At 74.1% G+C, this 16,456-nt stretch carries 17 protein-coding genes; 7 read left to right on the top strand and 10 right to left on the bottom strand.

Translation table 11 applies throughout. The features are described 5' to 3' along the window. Positions 1–2 precede the first annotated feature (2 nt). Genes larB through BLW76_RS18915 form a run of 4 tightly spaced genes read left to right on the top strand, consistent with a single transcriptional unit; the run spans position 3 to position 3,074 of the window. Positions 3–704: a nickel pincer cofactor biosynthesis protein LarB gene (larB, locus tag BLW76_RS18930; RefSeq protein WP_091309156.1), complete on the top strand. Its 702-nt coding sequence runs from the start codon at positions 3–5 to the stop codon at positions 702–704. Next, entirely contained in the window at positions 701–1,834 is a 1,134-nt protein-coding gene (gene larC / locus BLW76_RS18925) for a nickel pincer cofactor biosynthesis protein LarC (RefSeq protein WP_091309155.1), read from the top strand. Before larB ends, larC begins: the two co-directional genes overlap by 4 nt. Beyond that, positions 1,834–2,637 (top strand): ATP-dependent sacrificial sulfur transferase LarE, encoded by an 804-nt coding sequence (gene larE / locus BLW76_RS18920; RefSeq protein ID WP_091309152.1) that lies wholly within the window; start codon positions 1,834–1,836, stop codon positions 2,635–2,637. Before larC ends, larE begins: the two co-directional genes overlap by 1 nt. An 11-nt stretch (positions 2,638–2,648) precedes the next feature. Then, positions 2,649–3,074, top strand: coding sequence for an RbsD/FucU family protein (locus BLW76_RS18915; RefSeq protein ID WP_091309150.1), 426 nt, complete (start codon positions 2,649–2,651; stop codon positions 3,072–3,074). A gap of 4 nt (positions 3,075–3,078) precedes the next feature. On the opposite strand, the gene BLW76_RS18910 is transcribed toward BLW76_RS18915, so the two are convergent. The 4 genes from BLW76_RS18910 to BLW76_RS18895 form a co-directional block, all read right to left on the bottom strand. Beyond that, the gene (locus BLW76_RS18910) at positions 3,079–3,531 is read right to left on the bottom strand and encodes a hypothetical protein (protein ID WP_091309148.1); all 453 of its coding nucleotides are present in this window, start codon (positions 3,529–3,531) and stop codon (positions 3,079–3,081) included. Continuing rightward, the gene (locus BLW76_RS18905; RefSeq protein ID WP_091309146.1) at positions 3,528–4,046 is read right to left on the bottom strand and encodes an RNA polymerase sigma factor; all 519 of its coding nucleotides are present in this window, start codon (positions 4,044–4,046) and stop codon (positions 3,528–3,530) included. Before BLW76_RS18905 ends, BLW76_RS18910 begins: the two co-directional genes overlap by 4 nt. Positions 4,047–4,131: 85 nt before the next feature. Then, positions 4,132–6,156, bottom strand: a complete 2,025-nt coding sequence (locus BLW76_RS18900; protein WP_091309144.1) for a YhgE/Pip family protein — start codon at positions 6,154–6,156, stop codon at positions 4,132–4,134. Continuing rightward, positions 6,156–8,855, bottom strand: a complete 2,700-nt coding sequence (locus tag BLW76_RS18895; RefSeq protein WP_091309142.1) for an MMPL family transporter — start codon at positions 8,853–8,855, stop codon at positions 6,156–6,158. Before BLW76_RS18895 ends, BLW76_RS18900 begins: the two co-directional genes overlap by 1 nt. 110 nt (positions 8,856–8,965) lie before the next feature. Here BLW76_RS18895 and BLW76_RS18890 point away from each other — a divergent pair, with 110 nt between their 5' ends. Continuing rightward, positions 8,966–9,619: a TetR/AcrR family transcriptional regulator gene (locus BLW76_RS18890; RefSeq protein ID WP_091309140.1), complete on the top strand. Its 654-nt coding sequence runs from the start codon at positions 8,966–8,968 to the stop codon at positions 9,617–9,619. Positions 9,620–9,799: 180 nt separating this feature from the next. On the opposite strand, the gene BLW76_RS18885 is transcribed toward BLW76_RS18890, so the two are convergent. Next, positions 9,800–10,828 (bottom strand): helix-turn-helix transcriptional regulator, encoded by a 1,029-nt coding sequence (locus BLW76_RS18885; protein WP_091309138.1) that lies wholly within the window; start codon positions 10,826–10,828, stop codon positions 9,800–9,802. Between the two features lie 92 nt (positions 10,829–10,920). Between BLW76_RS18885 and BLW76_RS18880 the strand changes: the two genes are divergently transcribed. Then, positions 10,921–11,397, top strand: a complete 477-nt coding sequence (locus BLW76_RS18880; RefSeq protein ID WP_091309136.1) for a VOC family protein — start codon at positions 10,921–10,923, stop codon at positions 11,395–11,397. Here BLW76_RS18880 and BLW76_RS18875 read toward each other — a convergent pair. Next, complete coding sequence (locus BLW76_RS18875; protein WP_091309134.1) at positions 11,351–12,298, bottom strand: GlxA family transcriptional regulator; 948 nt, start codon at positions 12,296–12,298, stop codon at positions 11,351–11,353. The two genes, BLW76_RS18880 and BLW76_RS18875, sit on opposite strands and share 47 nt — an antisense overlap. 59 nt (positions 12,299–12,357) lie before the next feature. Further along, a complete protein-coding gene (locus BLW76_RS18870) occupies positions 12,358–13,251 on the bottom strand; it encodes an aldo/keto reductase (protein WP_091309131.1) in 894 nt (297 codons plus the stop codon). A 95-nt stretch (positions 13,252–13,346) separates the two neighbouring features. Here BLW76_RS18870 and BLW76_RS18865 point away from each other — a divergent pair, with 95 nt between their 5' ends. Then, the gene (locus tag BLW76_RS18865; RefSeq protein WP_091309128.1) at positions 13,347–13,943 is read left to right on the top strand and encodes a TetR/AcrR family transcriptional regulator; all 597 of its coding nucleotides are present in this window, start codon (positions 13,347–13,349) and stop codon (positions 13,941–13,943) included. A gap of 7 nt (positions 13,944–13,950) precedes the next feature. On the opposite strand, the gene BLW76_RS18860 is transcribed toward BLW76_RS18865, so the two are convergent. From BLW76_RS18860 to BLW76_RS18850, 3 genes are all read right to left on the bottom strand, one after another. Then, the gene (locus BLW76_RS18860; RefSeq protein ID WP_091309125.1) at positions 13,951–14,337 is read right to left on the bottom strand and encodes a hypothetical protein; all 387 of its coding nucleotides are present in this window, start codon (positions 14,335–14,337) and stop codon (positions 13,951–13,953) included. Positions 14,338–14,460: 123 nt separating this feature from the next. Continuing rightward, complete coding sequence (locus BLW76_RS18855) at positions 14,461–15,402, bottom strand: PucR family transcriptional regulator (protein ID WP_143060642.1); 942 nt, start codon at positions 15,400–15,402, stop codon at positions 14,461–14,463. A gap of 232 nt (positions 15,403–15,634) precedes the next feature. After that, entirely contained in the window at positions 15,635–16,330 is a 696-nt protein-coding gene (locus tag BLW76_RS18850; protein ID WP_091309121.1) for a glycoside hydrolase family 12 protein, read from the bottom strand. Positions 16,331–16,456 lie beyond the last annotated feature (126 nt).

The following is a 16,456-nucleotide window of genomic DNA, read 5'->3' as shown; positions in this document are numbered from 1 at the left end:
GCATGAACACCGCCGACCTCGGGTTCGCGCGCGTCGACGTCGACCGCGAACACCGGCAAGGACTCCCGGAAGTCGTGTACGGGCCGGGGAAAACGCCCGCGCAGATCGCCGCGATCGTCCGGACGCTGCTCACGCACAACGCCGGCCCGGTGCTGGTCACGCGGGTCGAAGCCGAGGCGGCCCGGGCGGTACTGGCCGACGTCCCCGGCGGCCGCTACGCCCCGGGCGCGCGGCTGCTGGTCTGGCGCCCGGCCGCGGCGACGGGTTTCACGCTCGCCGTGGCCGCGGCCGGCACGTCCGACGGCCCGGTCGCCGAGGAAGCCGCGGAGGTCGCGGCGGCCGTCGGCCTCACGGTGGACACCGTCACCGACGTCGGGGTCGCCGGCATCCACCGCCTGCTGGCCGAGCGCGACCGCCTGGCCGCGGCGGACGCGGTCATCGTCGTCGCGGGCATGGAGGGCGCGCTGGCTTCGGCGGTCGGCGGGCTGGTCGCCTGCCCGGTGATCGCCGTCCCGACCTCCACCGGCTACGGCGCGGGCCTCGAAGGCGTGACGGCGTTGCTGGCGATGCACGCCTCCTGTGCGGCGGGCATCACCGTGGTCAACATCGACTCCGGGTTCGGCGCGGCGATGGCGGCGTTCCGGCTGGCCCAGGTACTGCGGAGGCCGGCTTCGGGGAGGCCGGCTTCGGGGAGGCCGCGATGACGATCTGCGTGATCGCGCCGTTCACCGGCCTGGCCGGGGACATGCTGCTGGCCGCGCTCGTCGACGCGGGAGCGCCGCTGGAGCGGATCCGCGCCGCCGTCGCGAGCAGTGGGCTGACCGGGTGGGAGCTGCGCGTGGAAGCCCTCCTCACCCACGGGCTGACGGCGGCCCGCGCGCAGGTGAACGTCACCGACGACGCGACCAGCCGGTCCGCCGCCGAACTGATCGCCATGGCCGGGCGGGTCGAGCCCGCGCCGGTCGCCGACCGGGCCGTGGCCGCGCTCCGGGCGATCGCCGAGGTGGAAGGCCGGCTGCACGGGGAAGCGCCCGAGCACGTGCACCTCCACGAACTCGGCGGGCACGACACGCTCGTCGACGTCATCGGCGTCTGCGCCGCACTCGACGCCCTCGACGTGTCCACTGTGTACTGTGGCGCGCTGCCGCTGGGCACCGGCACGGTCCGCACCGCGCACGGCCTCCTCCCCTGCCCCGCCCCCGCGACCGCGGCGTTGCTGCGGGGCGCGCGAACGACCGGGAGCGACCTCACCGGCGAGACCGTCACCCCCACCGCGGCCGCGCTGCTGCGGGCCACCGGCGCCCGGTTCGAGCCGCCGCCGGAGTTCCGGCTGCTGGCCACCGGCTACGGCGCGGGCACCCGGCCGCTGCCGGACCGGCCGAACATCGCCGTCGTGCACCTCGGCGACACGGCGGAAGCCGGGCACCGCACGCTGGTGGTGCTGGAGACGAACCTCGACGACGTCACCGGCGAGGTGCTCGGGCACGTCGTCGGCGAGCTGCTGTCCGCCGGCGCGCTCGACGCGTGGATCAGCCCGGTGACGATGAAGAAGGGCCGGCCCGCCCACGTCCTGCACGTGCTCGCCGAGCCGGCGCACGCCGCCCGGCTCGGTGACCTGGTGCTCGCCGAAACCGGCAGTCTCGGGCTGCGCGAGTACCCGGTCCGCCGCACCGCGCTCGACCGGGTCACCGAAACGGTCGACGTCCTCGGGCTGCCGGTGCGGCGCAAGCGCGGACCGCACGGCGCGAAGCCGGAGCACGACGACGTCGTGGCCGCCGCGCGCGAACTGGGGCTGCCGGCACGGGTCGTCGCGACGATCGCCGCGGGGCGCTGATGGACGGCACCCGGCTCGTCACGCACCTCGCCGGCCTGGGCCGGCTCGCGGTGGCGTTCTCCGGCGGCGCCGATTCGGCGCTGGTGCTCGCCGCCGCCGTCCGCGCCCTCGGCCCGGCAGACGTGCTCGCGGTGACGGCGAACTCCGCGAGCCTGGCCGCGGTGGAACTGGCGGACGCCCGCAAGATCGCGGCGGACCTCGGCGTCCGGCACCTCACCCCGGCGACCGGCGAACTCGACGAGCCGGGGTACGCCGCGAACGGACGGCGGCGCTGCTACTTCTGCAAGACCACGGTGCTCTCGACGATCGCCGCGGTGGCCGCCGGCCACGGCTTCCCGGCGCTGGCCACCGGAACGAACGCCGACGACGCCGTCGACCCGTTCCGGCCGGGCATCCGCGCGGGCGACGAAATCGGCGTGCACACCCCGCTGCGGACGCTCGGCCTGTCCAAAGAGGACGTCCGCGCGATCGCCCGGCACTGGGGCCTGACCTGGGCGGACAAACCGGCCGCGCCCTGCCTGGCGAGCCGCGTCCGCTACGGCATCCCGATCACGACGGCCACGCTGGCCCGGGTGGAGCGGGCCGAAGCGGCGGTCCGCGCGGCCCTCTCCGCCCGCGGCCTGCACTGCCGCGACGTCCGGGTCCGCGACCTCGGCGGCACCGCCCGGATCGAACTCGACACCGCCCTGGCCACCGAAGTGCGCGACGACGCCCGGCTGCTCGACGCCGTCCGGGCCGCCGGGTTCGCCGAGGCCACCGTCGCCGCCTTCCGCTCGGGCGCGCTCAACCACGAACCGGACTGAAAGGCCACGCGATGCTGCGTTACCCGCTCCTCCACCCGCCGCTGCTGCGCGCCCTCGCGGCGACCGGCCACGGTTCCCGCATCCTGCTCGCCGACGCCAACTACGCGCACGCGACCAACGTCGCGCCCGGGGCGGAGCTGATCCACCTGAACCTGCGGCCGGGCCTGGTCACGATCGACGACGTCCTGGAACCGCTGCTCACCGCGGTCCCGGTCGAATCGGTGACGACGATGCTGCCGGACGACGGCGCCCCGCCCGCGTGCTGGCGCGGGTACGAGCGGCTGCTGGGTCCGGGGCTTCCGTTGCGGCCCATGGAAAGGCTCGAGTTCTACCGGACGTGCCGCGAGCCGGAGGTGGCCCTGTGCATCGCCACCGGTGACGACCGCCTCTACGCGAACCTGCTGCTGACCGTGGGTTTCCTGCCGGCCGCCGGGTAGCGGTTCACTCCCGCGTCAGCTCCTCCTTCCGCTTGAGGAGGGCGGCCCGGCTGCGGCGGACGGTCCGCAGGTGCACCACGGCCACCCCGCCGAGGACGACCACCGCGAGCAGCAGCGTGGGCTCGACGCGGTGCCGCAGCGTCGTGATCACCACCGCGCCGGTCGTGAACAGCAGCCAGGCGGCCAGGCCGAGCCAGCCGGCCACGACGCGGTCGCGGGCGAACAGCGGGGCCCGCCGCGTCACCGCCCAGCCGCCGAACGCCGCCCAGGCCAGCCCGATCGCGACGAGCACGGCGAAGGCCACCTTCGTCCGCGGGGGAAGGCCCGGCTCGGTCGCCCAGAGCAGCACGATGAGGCCACTGCCGGTCAGCCCGGCCAGCGCGAGCCCCACATAGCCCACCCGCCGCCGCAACGACAACGGCGCGTCGAGCCGCGCGATCACTTCTTCCGGCGTCATACCTCGTACTCCTTCCGCTCGAGTTGCTCCCGCAACAGCCGCCGGGCCCGGGCGAGCCGCGACTTCACCGTGCCGACCGGCACCCCGCAGACCTGGGCGCACGCGTCCAGCGGCAGGTCCTGGAGGTGGAACAGCAGCAGCACCTCGCGTTCCCGGACCGGAAGCGCACCCAGCGCGGCGCCGAGCACCTCCCGGTCGGCGATCGGCCCGATCTCGTCCGGGCCCGCCGGCTCCTCGGCCGGCTCGGGCTCCGGCCGGGCGTAGGCGTCCCGGAGCCGGTTCATCACCGCGCGGCGGGCGATGGTGAACAACCACGGCGCGAACCGCCCGGGCTCCCGCAACCTGGGCAGCCCACGGAAGACGGCCAGCCACACCTCCTGCACGACGTCGTCGTCCGGACCGCCGAGCATGCGCCGGACATAGCCTTCGACCGCCCCGTGCCAGGCGCGCACCAGCTCGGCAAAGGCGTCCCGCTCCCCGAGCCGGCACCGGACGATCAGCAGCTCATCGCTCATCTGCCCTCCTTCACCTGTTCAGTCGACGCAGGCTCCGGAAGGTTCACGGCAGATTCCTTCGCGGCGTACCGCGGAGCCTGCCAGGTCAGGCGAAGCTCACCCGCACCTGCTTCGCCGACAGGTAGCGCCGCCGATCCGTCACCAGGATCGACGCCACCATCCCCACCACCAGCCAGGCCGCCAGCTCGGCCACCCCCGACGCCAGGCCGTCCCCGCCGGTCGCCGCCGCGCGCAAGGCGATCACCGCGCCGTGGGTCGGCAGATACCCGGCCACCGCCGCCAGGGGGCCCGGCAGCGTCGAGACCACCCCTGTCGCCGTTGCCAGGACCAGGACGACCAGGGAGGCCAGGCGGCCTGCTCGGCCGAACAGGGCCGTGGCCGCCTGGTTGAGGGCGACGAACGCCGCGGCCGCCAGGAGGGCCACCACCAGGAATGCCACGCTTCCCGCGAAGCCCGGCTTCAGCACCGGCACCGCCACCGCCGTGATGGCCAGTGCGGCGAGCGTCGCCGCCGCGGCGCCCGGGAGTGCCGCGCGCAGGATGATCCGCCAGGTCGGCTCGCGGGCGGTGAGCACCGCGGCCGGCACCGCCTGCGTCACCAGGTAGGTCGCCAGCGCCAGTGCCCACAACGCCAGCGCGGCGAACAACGTCAGCGCCAGCGGCCCCGTTGCGGTGCCGGCCGTCGTCGCGGTGCTCGGGTCGGCCGCCACGGTCTTGAGGTGCGCGCGCTCGGCGTCGGTGTAGCTCGGCACCTGGTCCCGGCCCTTGTCCAGCTGCGTGGCCAGCTCGTGGGCGCCGTCGTTCACGCGCCCGGCGCCGTCGTTCAGCTGCCCCGCCCCGGTCGCGAGCTCCTTCGCCCCGGCCGCGAGCTGCCCGGACCCGGTGGCGAGGGCGCGCGCCCCCGTGTCGGCCTGCCGGACGCCGGAGTCGAGCCGGCGGGCGCCGGCCGCGGCGTCGGCGATGCCGGCCGCGAGCGCCCCGGACTTGCTTGCGAGCTGGGCGTTCCCGTCGGCGACCCGGCGGGCGCCGGTGGCCAGGGCCTGCACGGAATCGCGCACCCGCACGGCGTTCGCGCGCACCGTGGCCTTGGCGCCGTCGATCTTCCCGGCGTCGGCGGCGAAGCGGTCCGCCGCCTGCCGGAGGTCGTCGCAGAAGGGCGGTGTGCCGCTGCACCGGCCGGCGAGCCGGCGGAACTCCTCGGCGGCGTCCCGCGCCGAGGGCAGGGCGTCGATCGCCGCGATGATCCGGTTCGCCAGCGGGACGACGGCGGCGGCGAGCTGTTCGTTGCCGTCGGCGACCTGGCCGGCGCCGTTGGCGAGCTGCCGGGTGAGGGCCGGCAGCTGCGCCGTGTCCCGCTGGGCCTGGGTGAGCCCGGAAGCCAGCCGGCCGGATCCGGCGGCCAGCTGACCGGTGCCGTCGGCCAGCCGGCCGGCCCCCGCCGCGAGCTGCTGCGCCGCGGCCGACAGCTGGGCCGACCCGTCCGCGAGCTTCTTCGCGCCGGGCGCGAGCTGCGCGGTGCCGTCGGCGAGCTGCGCGGCCCCGTCGGCGGCCTGGCCGACCTGCTCGTGCAGCGTGGTGAACCCGACGTAGATCCGGTCGAGGTAGGTCTCGACGATCTGCCGGTCCAGGGTGCGCTGGGTGGCTTCGGCCAGATAGCCGGCCAACGCGGGATCGGCGACGCCGGCGGCGTCGGACGTGGTGACCTGGATCCGCGCCTGCGTGGCTTCGAGGGGTTTCGCCGTGGCCGCGGAGGTGGCGTGCGCGGAGAAGTCCCGCGGGATGGTGACGACGGCGGTGTAGCTGCCGTCGGCCAGTCCCGAAGCGGCGTCGCCGGCGTCGGTGAGCACCCACCGGTACGCCGAATCCGCGCTGTGGGTGAGGTCGCCGGCCAGCTGGCGGCCGAGCGGGAGCAGCTGCCCGTTCACCGTGACCGGCTCGTCGAGGTTGACCACGGCGGCGGTGGCGGTCCCGTGGTCGCTCCCCGGGCTCCAGAACGCCCAGGTCAGCAGCCCGCAGATGACGAGCGGGACGGCGATCAGGCCGGCCCAGGTGCGCCAGGTGAGCGGCCCGGTGGCCAGGGCACGGGCGGAGTCGGCGAACGGCTTCAGCATCAGCGGACCTCGGCGAACTGGGCGGAGCGGACGGGCAAGTGCACGGCGGTGGCCGGGACCAGGTCGGCGACGCGGTCCGGATCCTGGCAGGTGACCACAAAGGACACCGGACCACCGGACCGGCTCCGCGGCTCGGCGAGCAGCCGGCGCAGGTGGTCGCGCAGGTCGGTGCGCAACACCAGGTCGACGTCGTCGAGCACGATAAGCCCGGCGTCCGTGGCGAGGGCCTCGGCGACCTGCCGTCCCGGATCGGCCGCCCGGCGGCACGGGATCACGGCGACTTCGCGGCGCAGGGCGTGGCTGTGCTGGGGCAGCACCCGGCCGAGGACCTTGAGGTCGCCGGTGAACTTCGTGACGCGGCCGGCGAGGGTGTGCAGCAGCGCGCCGGCGCCGGCCCCGTGCAGCACCAGCGTGCCGCCGCGGGGCAGGTGGATGCCGACGCCGTCGTACACCGGCCGGCCGCGGTCGTCTTCCAGGCGCAGGTCGCGGGCGCTGATCGCCTCGTCGGTGCCGGGCCAGTCCGCCAGCCGCAGTTCGTGCACCAGCGCGTCGCCTTCGGCGTCGAACACCGGCAGCCGCCGGTCCAGCCACGGCGGCAGGCCCCAGGCACGGCGGCCGAGCAGCGCGAGCACCGCCGGGACCAGCGTCATCCGGACGACGAACGCGTCGACGAACACGCCGACGGCGAGGCTGAACGCGATGGGCTTGATGGTGGCGCTGCCCTCGGGCACGAACGCCGCGAAGACGGCGAACATGATCACCGCGGCGGCCACGACGACCCGGGACGCCGAGACGAACCCCGATTCGATGGCGTGGTGCGGGTCGCCGCCGTGCACGTAGTCCTCGCGGATGCGGGACACCAGGAAGACTTCGTAGTCCATCGCGAGTCCGAAGAGGACACCCATCAGGATGATCGGCAGGAAGCTGATCACGCTGCCCGTGTGGGTCACGTTCAGCGCGCCCGCCCCGTGTCCCTGCACGAACACGAACGACGTCGCCCCGAAGGCGGCGCCGACCGACAGCAGGTACCCGGCGGTCGCCTTGACCGGCACCCAGATCGAGCGGAACACCATCGCCAGCAGCACCAGCGACAGCCCGACGACGAGGACGCCGAAGGGCAGCAGGGCGCTGCCGAGCTGCGCCGAGACGTCGATGCCGACCGCGGTGATGCCGGTGACGGCGGTCCGCGTGCCGTAGGCGTCGAGGAAGTGCTGTTCCTGCCCGCGCAGCCGGGACACCAGCTCGCCGGTCTCGGCCGAGTCGGGCGCGGTGGTGGGGACGACCTGGATGATCCCGGTGTCGCCCTTGGGGTTCGGCGTGGCCAGCGGCACCGAGGCGACGCCGGGCAGCTGCCGGAGCTCGCCGGCGATCCTGTTCACCAGCCCGACCGGGTCGGTGCTGGTGATGATGTCGGCGGTGACGATCAGCGGGCCGTTGTAGCCGGGGCCGAAGTGCTCGGCGACGACGTCGTAGGTGTCGCGGGCGGGGCTGCCGTGCTCCTCGGCGCCGTTGTCCGGCAGGGCGAGCCGCAAGCCGAGGGCCGGAACCGCGCAGACGGCGAGGCCGGCGACGATCACGATGACGGTGACCAGCGGCGCCTTCGTGGCCGTGCGGACCCACCAGCGGGCGACCGGCGGCTTGGCCCGCCGCGGGGTCCGCCGCCGCTTGCGCGGGGCGCGCGGCCGCAGCCGGGTGCCGGCGAACGACAGCAGCGCCGGGACCAGCGTGACGGCGACGCCGACCGCCAGCGCGACGCCGAGTGCGGCCGCGACCCCCATGGTGGTCAGGAACGGGATCCCGGCGACCGCCAGCCCGAGCAGCGCGATGACGACGGTGAGCCCGGCGAAGATGACCGCCGAGCCCGCGGTCGCGGTGGCCCGCGCGACGGACTCCTCGACGTCGAGGCCGTCGGCGAGCTGGTCGCGGTGGCGTGACAACAGGAACAGGGCGTAGTCGATGCCGACGGCGAGCCCGATCATCACCGCGAGCATGGGCGCGGTGGAGGAGATCGGCGTGACGAGCGTGGCCAGGTAGATCAGGCCCATCGAGACGCCGACGCCGAGGATCGCGGTCACCAGCGGCATCACCGCGGCGATCAGCGAGCGGAACATCAGCACCAGCACCAGCAGCGCGATCACCAGGCCGATGCCTTCGGTGGGGCTGAGCTTCGGCACGCGGTTCGACAGCGCGTCGCCGCCGGCGTGGACGCTCGCACCGCCGCCCACGGCGGTCTGCAGGTCGTGCCCGATGGCCGTCAGCTGCGCCTTGGTGGCCGGGGTGACCGCGGTCAGCTGCACTTTCAGCGGCACGGCGACCAGTGCGGCCCGGCCGTCCGCGGACACCGCGCCCCGGACGTTGCCGTCGAAGGGGTTCACCACCGTGGCGACCTGGTCGAGCTTGCCCAGCCGCGTCACCGCCTGGCCGACGGCGGCCCGGACCGCGGGCGTGTCGGCCTTGTGGCCTTCCGGCACGACGAGCACCAGCTGCGCCGACGTGCCGCTGACTTCGGGGAACACCCGCTTGAGGTGGTCGAGGGCGTCCTGGGACTCCGAGCCGGGGATGGCGAAGGTGTCGTCGGTGCCCTGGTTCGCCAGCAGGGCCGCGCCGCCGGCGGCGGCCAGCACGACCACCCACAGCGCCAGGACCAGCACCCGGGCCCGGGCGGCGGCCCGGCCGAGCCGGTAGAGGAACGACGACACAGCGGGACTCCCTCGCGTTGGATACATCGTGTATCGTAATGCACGGTGTATCCGATGCACAGCGCATCAAGACCCCGAACGGGTGATCTCAACTACGGCGAGGGGGCGGCATGACCAGCAGACCGGTGACGCGGCGGCGCGCCGAGACGCAGCGCCGGGTGGTGGCGGCCGCCTACGACGTCTTCGCCGAACTGGGCATCCGCGACGCGCCGGTCGAGCTGATCTGCGAGCGTGCGGGGTTCACCCGCGGGGCGTTCTACTCGAACTTCGCCAGCAAGGAAGAGCTGTTCCTGGCCGTCTACCGGACGCAGATGGCCGAGCGCGCCGACCGGCTGCGGGCCGCGGTCGAGGCGGCCGTCGCCGGGGTCGATCCCGGCGATCCCGAAGCCGTCACGCAGGTCCTGCGCCAAGCGGGCACGCTGTTCGTCGAGTCGCCGGCCGCGGACGAGACGTGGTACCTGCTCAACGCCGAGTTCCGCGCGCAGGCGTTGCGGCAGCCGGAACTGCGGGCCTCGACCGCGGCGGCCGAGCGCGAGTTCCACGACGCGCTCGCCGCGATCCTGCCCCTCCTGCTGGACCGGCTCCGGATGCGGCTGACCGTCGAGCCGCGCGACGCCGTCATCACGCTCATCGCGCTCTACGAAACCATGCTGGAGCGGGCGATCCTCGACGAACTGACGGACACCGCCGACAGCCCGTACCTCACCGAAGTGCTCCCCCGGTTGTTCGCCGCATTGACCGCCCCCGTCGAGGAGCGGGCATGAGCCGCGCCCACCGCGTCGACACCCCGCGCACCCTGCCCGATGTGGACGGTGCGCTCGCGGAAGCCGAGTACGCGCTGGACACGTTGCAGGCCCACGGAATCGTGCTGCCGGCCGACAACGACGGCCGCCACCTCGGCGACCCGGGGGTTCGAGCGCCGGAGGTCCCCGGCATCCCGACGTTCACCGAGCAGCCTCGGCGTCGAGGATCTTCGGCCGGCTCTTCGCCGCCGGCGCACCGCCGCCGTCCGCCGCCCGGGTGGCCCGCCCCGCCAGCTCGGCGAAGGCCGCCCGCAGTTCCGGTGGGCCCATGACGTCGATCTCGCAGTCGAACCGCAGCAGGCCGGCGGCGAGCGCCGCCCACGACCAGGATCCGGTCCGCAGCCGGGTCTTGCCGGGCGTGGCTTCCTCGGCGACGCCGTCACCGGCGAACGGCGCCACGTCGGTCACCGGTAAGCCGAGGATCACCTCGCCCCGGCACGGCCAGGTGTCGGTCTCGGAACCCTTGAACCGCGCCGAAAGGAACGCCGCCACGTCACCACCCGGCACCTCGCGCGGGGTGAACCGCGGGCCGTTCGGCACCCGCAGCGTCATCCGGTCGACGCGGTAGGTCCGCCAGTCCGGCCGGCGGGCCTCCCACCCGACGAGGTACCACCGTCCACTTCGGACGAGGAGGTGGTGCGGCTGCAGGCGCCGCGGCTCGGCGTCCGCCGGCCGCGACGGTGCCGCGTAGTCGAACCGCACCTCCTCGGTGGCCCGGATCGCCGCGCTCAGCGCGAGCAGGATTTCCGGGTCCACCTGGACGGGGGTGCCACCGGCCGCGGCGATCTCCAGCACGTCGACGCGCTGCCGCAGCCGCGTGGGCAGCACCTGCCGCACCGTGTCCAGCGCCCGCACGGCGGCCTCTTCGATGCCCGCGCCGGTCCCGGCGGCGCTCCGCAGCGCCACGGCGAGCGCGACCGCCTGCTCTTCGTCGAACAGCAGCGGCGGCAGCTTGATCCCGGGTTCGAGCCGGTAGCCGCCCTCGGGGCCTTTGACCGCCTGGATGGAATACCCGAGCTCACGCAGCCGGTCGACGTCGCGGCGCACGGTCCGCTCGCTGACACCGAGCCGGCCGGCCAGCAGCGCGCCCGGCCAGTCCCGGCGCACCTGCAGCAGGGACAGCAGCGAGAGCAGGCGACCCGAGGTCGCCGTCGAGGAAGCGACCGGCATGACTTGCATGCTGCCACGAGAAGCGGACGTTCCCTGACCGCTACTGCGGACAAGCTGGCTCTCGTCGGAGCACCCCGAGAAAAGGACCAAGCATGTCGCTCACCGCTGCCGCCCACCTCAACTTCACCGGACAGGCCCGCGCGGCCCTCGAGTTCTACGCGTCGGTCTTCGGCGGCCGGGCCACGATCGTCACCTACGGCGACTTCGGGATGCCCGCCGGGCTGCCGGACGCGGGCAAGGTGGTGTTCGGCCAGGTCACCGCGGACAACGGCTTCGTCGTCATGGCCTACGACGTCCCGGGCACCTCCGGGCCGGCGCCGGCCGCACCCACCACCCGCCGCGAGAACGGCACGACGATCACCGAGGAGCGGTTCTTCCTGTCCGTCCGCGGGACGACCGTCGAGGACGTCTCCCCGGTGTGGAAAGGACTCGCCGACGGCGGGACCGTCATCGAGGAGTTCGGCCCGGTCCCGTGGGCGCCGGCGTTCGGGATGGTGACCGACCGCTTCGGCGTCACCTGGATCATCGACGTTCCCGCCGGAACGTCTTCCGGTACGCACTCGGGCTGACCCGCACGGTCTGGGCGAACTGCACGCGGAAGTTGCTGGGCGACGGGAAGCCGACCTGGCCGGCGATGCGGTCGATCGTGTGGTCGGTCAGCTCCAGCAGCTCCTGGGCGTGCCGGATGCGCACCCCGGTCAGCCACTGGATCGGGCTCTGCCCGGTCTCGGCGTGGAAGTGCCGCGTCAGCGTCCGGGGGCTCATGCCCGCCGCGTCGGCGATTTCGGCCAGGGTGAGCGGGCGGTGGGCGTTCTCCTCGATCCACCGCAGCGCCTTCTCCAGCGTCGCGGTCTGGTACGTCGGGCGGTTGCGGAGGATGTACTGGCCCTGCCCACCGGTGCGCTGCAGCGGCGCCACGGCCAGGCGCGCGGCATCGGCGGCGACCGCGGCGCCGTAGTCGCGCTCCACGATGTGCAGGCACATGTCCAACCCGGCCGACGCGCCGGCGGACGTCAGGATCTGGCCATTGTCGACGTAGAGCGCGTCCGGGTCGACCTCGACGGCCGGGAACCGCCGGGCCAGCTCGTCGGTGGCGAGCCAGTGCGTGGTGGCTCGCCGCCCGTCGAGCAGCCCGGCCGCGGCGAGGGTGAACGCGCCGACGCAGATCGACGCGACCCGCGTCCCCCGCGCCACCGCGGCCCGCAGGAACTCCGCCACGCCGTCCGGGACCGGCCGGTGGGGGGCGTTCCGCCCGGGGACGACCACGAGGTCGGCGTGCGCCACCTCGTCGAGCCGGGTGTCGACCTGCAGCCGCACGGGACCGGCTCCGACCACCGGATCGGGCCCCGCGACGACGATCCGGTAGCCCCCGCGGCCGTCCGGCAGCCGGGCCCGCCCGAGCGTTTCGACCGGGGTGGCCAGGTCGAACGCGATGACGTCGTCGAGGGCCAGCACCGCAACCGTGTACATGCTGCCAACGTACGCCGGGTGTCGTGATCCAGTCGGTCGGCCACCGTCCGGCCACGTTGTCACCCCAGGATGCCCTCCACCGGCCGAGCCGGAATCGCGTCCAGCGCGGCCAGCGTCGCGGCGTCGAACGCGATGTCCGCCGCGGCCAGGTTGGCCTCCAGGTGCGCCACGCTCGCGGTCCCCGGGATGAGGTGCACGTTCGGGGCCCGGTGCAGCAGCCAGGCCAGCCCGACCTGCGCCGGCGTCCGGCCCAGCGCCCGTGCGGCCGCCAGCACGGCGGGCTCGTCGGTCACCTTCGGCAGCCCGGGGAACGCGCCGCCCAGTGGGAAGAACGGCACCCACGCGATGCCTTCCGCGACACACAGCTCCACCATCTCCTCGTCGTCGCGGCCGACGAGGCTGTAGGCGTTCTGCACGCAGGCGATCCCCGCCGGAAGCGCCCGGCGCAGGACGTCCAGCGTGACGGCGCTGAGCCCGAGCGCGCCGATCTTCCCCTCGTCACGCAGGGCCGTGAGCACCGCCAGCTGGTCGTCGAGGTCGACGCGCTGGTCCCCCTCGGCGAGCAGGCCGGGCCGCCGGTCCGCCCGGCGCAGGTTCACCAGCGGGAGCCGGTCGAGCCCGAGCGCCCGGAGGTTGTCCTCGACGCCGGCGCGCAGCTGTTCCGGTCGCTGCGCCAGGCGGAGCGGGAACGGCCCGCCGGGGTCGGGGACGGCGCCGACCTTGGTGGCGATCAGGACGTCGGCGGATCCGAAGGCCTCGCGGATGACGCCGTTGACGAAGCCGTCGCCGTAGAACTGGGCCGTGTCGACGTGGCCGACGCCGGGCTCGACCGCGCGGCGCAGCAGGGCGACGGCCGCCGCGGGGTCGTCGTGCAGGCGTTCGAGCTGCATCGCCCCGTAGCCGATGCGGGAGACGGTGCGGCCGGCGAGCGGACCGGTGGCGGGAGAAGGCATGGGGGACCCCGTCCTCGTGCGATGATGGCCGTGATGACGAAGCGGAGGAGCATCCGCTTCGCCTCGACCGTAGCACAACCGGAGGTGCCTCCGCTTTGCCTTCTCCTGACCCCGCCCGGCCGGTGCGCTCCGACGCGCGCCGCAACCGGGACAAACTCGTCGAAGTCGCGCGCGCCGCCTTCGCCGCCGCCGATGACGGCACCGTCGCGCTCGAAGCCGTCGCCCGCGAGGCCGGCGTCGGGATCGGGACGTTGTACCGGCACTTCCCGACCCGCGAGGCCCTCGTCGAAGCCGTCTACGCCGCCGAACTCGACGACGTCACCGCCAGCGCGCCGGTCCTGCTCGAAACCCTCGCGCCGGAAGAGGCCCTCCGCGCGTGGATGGACCGCTACGCGGCCTTCGTGGCGACCAAGCGCGGGATGGCCGACGTCCTCCGCGCGAGCGTCGCGTCGGGCCGCATCGCGACACCGGCGACCCGGCAGCGCATCGTCGCCGCGATCGGGACGATCCTCGACGCGGGCGCGAAAGCGGGCACCCTGCGCGCCGACGCCGACCCGGAGGACGTCACGCTGCTCCTGCTCGGCGTGTTCCTGTCCACGGTGCCCTCAGTGCCCTCTTCGGAGGAGCGCGACCCCGAGCGGCCCCGCCGGATGCTCGACCTGATCGTCGACGCCCTGCGCGCCGGCGGCTGAAGCCGCGTCAGCCGCGCGGCTTCGCGGTCGCCAGCGAAACCACCGCCAGCACGGTGTTGACGGCGGAGATGGCGACAGTGAGCTTCGCCGCCTTGCCCGGCAGCTCTCCGCGCGCACCGGCGTAGGCGGCGGCCGCGGTGTCCGTCGCGTGGATCAGCACCGCCTGCCGCAGGATTCGCCGGGCCCCCGGGTCGTCCGCCTTCAGCAGCAGCAGATCCGCGCCGAGGACCAGGGTGCGAATGCCGAACATGCGCGCGGGGTAGCCGAACCGCCGGTCCTCCCCCGGCGCGCTCCCCAGGCTCGCCGCCATCCGGGCGGGCGCGAGCAACCCGACCGCGCCGTTGAAGATCCGCACGCAAGCCAGTGCTTTCCGCGCCACGTCACCCGGTTCCATCGATCCGCCTTCTCCTCGGTCACGCACCGGCTCGACTCGCTTCGCAAGGTGCGAACCGACGATCACCGCACAGCATAGGGTCCGGCCGGGCCCGGCCGCGTTCCGCACAAAGCGGAACCGGCATCACCCGCTTACCCCGCGCCGGGCCTCCTGCAGCACGAACAGCGTCGCGGCGACGCCCAGCACCTGGCTGCCCCGGCCGTGCACCGGGTCGTGGCCGGTGATCTCCTCGATGCGGCGGATCCGGTAGTCCACAGTGGTCCGGTGCACGCCCAGTTCGCGGGCGGTGCGCCCGCGGTTGTGGCCGCAGCGCACGAACGCCCGCAGCGTCTCGAACAGCCGGTCGCTGCCCAGGAGCGGGCGCACGACCGCCACCAGCTTCGCGGCCACCAGCGGGTCGCGCATGGCCGCGTACTCCACGAGGAAGTCGTCCACGCGGCGCAGGCCGGGAGGACATCCCGTGGCGAGCGCCAGGTCGAGCACGTCCGCCGCCTCGCGGTGGCCTGCCCGGAGGGCTTCCCGGCCGGCACCGGCGAACGCGGCGTGCACCGGCCGGCCCAGCCGGAGCTCGACGTCCGCGACGAACCGGGCCGCGGCCTGCGCTCCCCCGCTGCCGGGGAGCAGGAACACGGCGTCGTCGCGCAGCCGGCCGGCGACCAGCTCGTGGCCGGCCGCCGGGCGGCCGTCGAGGCCGGCGATCAGGGCCGCGGTGCGGTCCGTGCGCACGACCCGGACCACGACGACGGTGTAGATCTGGGCGGTCAGGTGTTCGGGCGGGCCGTCGAGCAGCAGCTCCAGCCGCGTCGGCACCGCGGCCCGGTAGCCGGCGAGCACCAGGCGCACCAGGTTCGCCGACGCCCGCGGGCCGCCGGTCGCCTCGGCCAGGCGGCCGGCCGCGGACGTCAGCACACCTTCGGGGACACCGGCCTTCGCGGCCCGCCTCGCCGCCTCGCGGATCCGCCGCTCGCGGCCCGCGGCCGGCCCGTTCGCGACCTCCCGGAGCAGCGCGCGCAGCGGCTCATCGGCTCGGGTCTCCCCCGGCGTGTCCACGTCCATGACACTCATCGCCACTCCTCACCCGGGCTCGGCCCTCGCCCGCCGGGGGGTGATCGTGGCATCGTCACCCGGCCACCAGGGAGCCGTGACCGGGCGCGGAACCCGCACTCAGGGATTTTCCCCACGAACACGGGAAAGAAATCGGTCGTGGCGGGCGAATCCGGAAAATCCGGGTGGTGTCCCCCGCTCCTCGCCGCGGTCGGCTGGGACGAGGAGCGGGGGAGGCCGGGTGCGGCGCCGATCAGGACGAGGTGACGGAGTAACTGTTGGACGTGAAGTTCAGCCCGCCCGAAGACGACGTGATTTCGAAGCCGAACTGCACCTCGCCGAGGGTCACGTCGCCGAACCAGCCGCGGGCCTTGATCCAGTTCATGACCGCGAGGATGTCGACCGTGCCGGCGTTGGTGTTCGAGGTGCGCAGGAAGGAGAACACCGCGTTCGAACCGTTCGATCCCTTGTAGACGTCCCAGGTGTGCCCGCCGACGCTCGCCGTCGTCTGCTTGGTGCCCAGCGGGCCGACCGCGCCCTGCTTGTTGACCCACAACATGATTTCGTAGGCGTTGTTGTTCGCCCAGATGTCATAGGCCGTCTCGTAGGCGCCGCTGCCCGGGCGGCTCACGTTGAAGCTGCTGGACACCTGCCGCAGCGAACTGAGCGTGCGGCCGACGTTCTTCGCCGAGTGCGGGTACGACTTGATCCCGCCGGTGTTCGGGTGGTCCGCCCACACGCCCCAGTTGCTGTAGGAGTTCGCCCAGATCGACTGCGGGCCGGCGCCGCTGCCCCAGACGTCGTTGCGGACGGTGTACCCGCCGTTGGACCAGGTCCCCCATTTGTCCGACGACGACCAGGTGGCAGCTTCGGCCACCTGGCCGAAGCCGGCCGCCACCACGGCGGCCGCGGTCAGCGAGACGAGCAGGGAACGCACAACGTTGTGCATGGGTTCGTCCTTTCCCGGTTGACTCGGTGTCGAATCGTTTCGACGGGTTATTCGCCGCCGGTGCGGCAGAAACGGGAGTGGGACGACTATCGCAGGATGATTCCGCACCGGTCAAGATACGGTGTG

Origin of the sequence: Amycolatopsis tolypomycina, assembly GCF_900105945.1 — a bacterium.
GTDB classification, from domain to species: domain Bacteria; phylum Actinomycetota; class Actinomycetes; order Mycobacteriales; family Pseudonocardiaceae; genus Amycolatopsis; species Amycolatopsis tolypomycina.
This window is presented reverse-complemented; position numbering and strand designations above follow the sequence as displayed.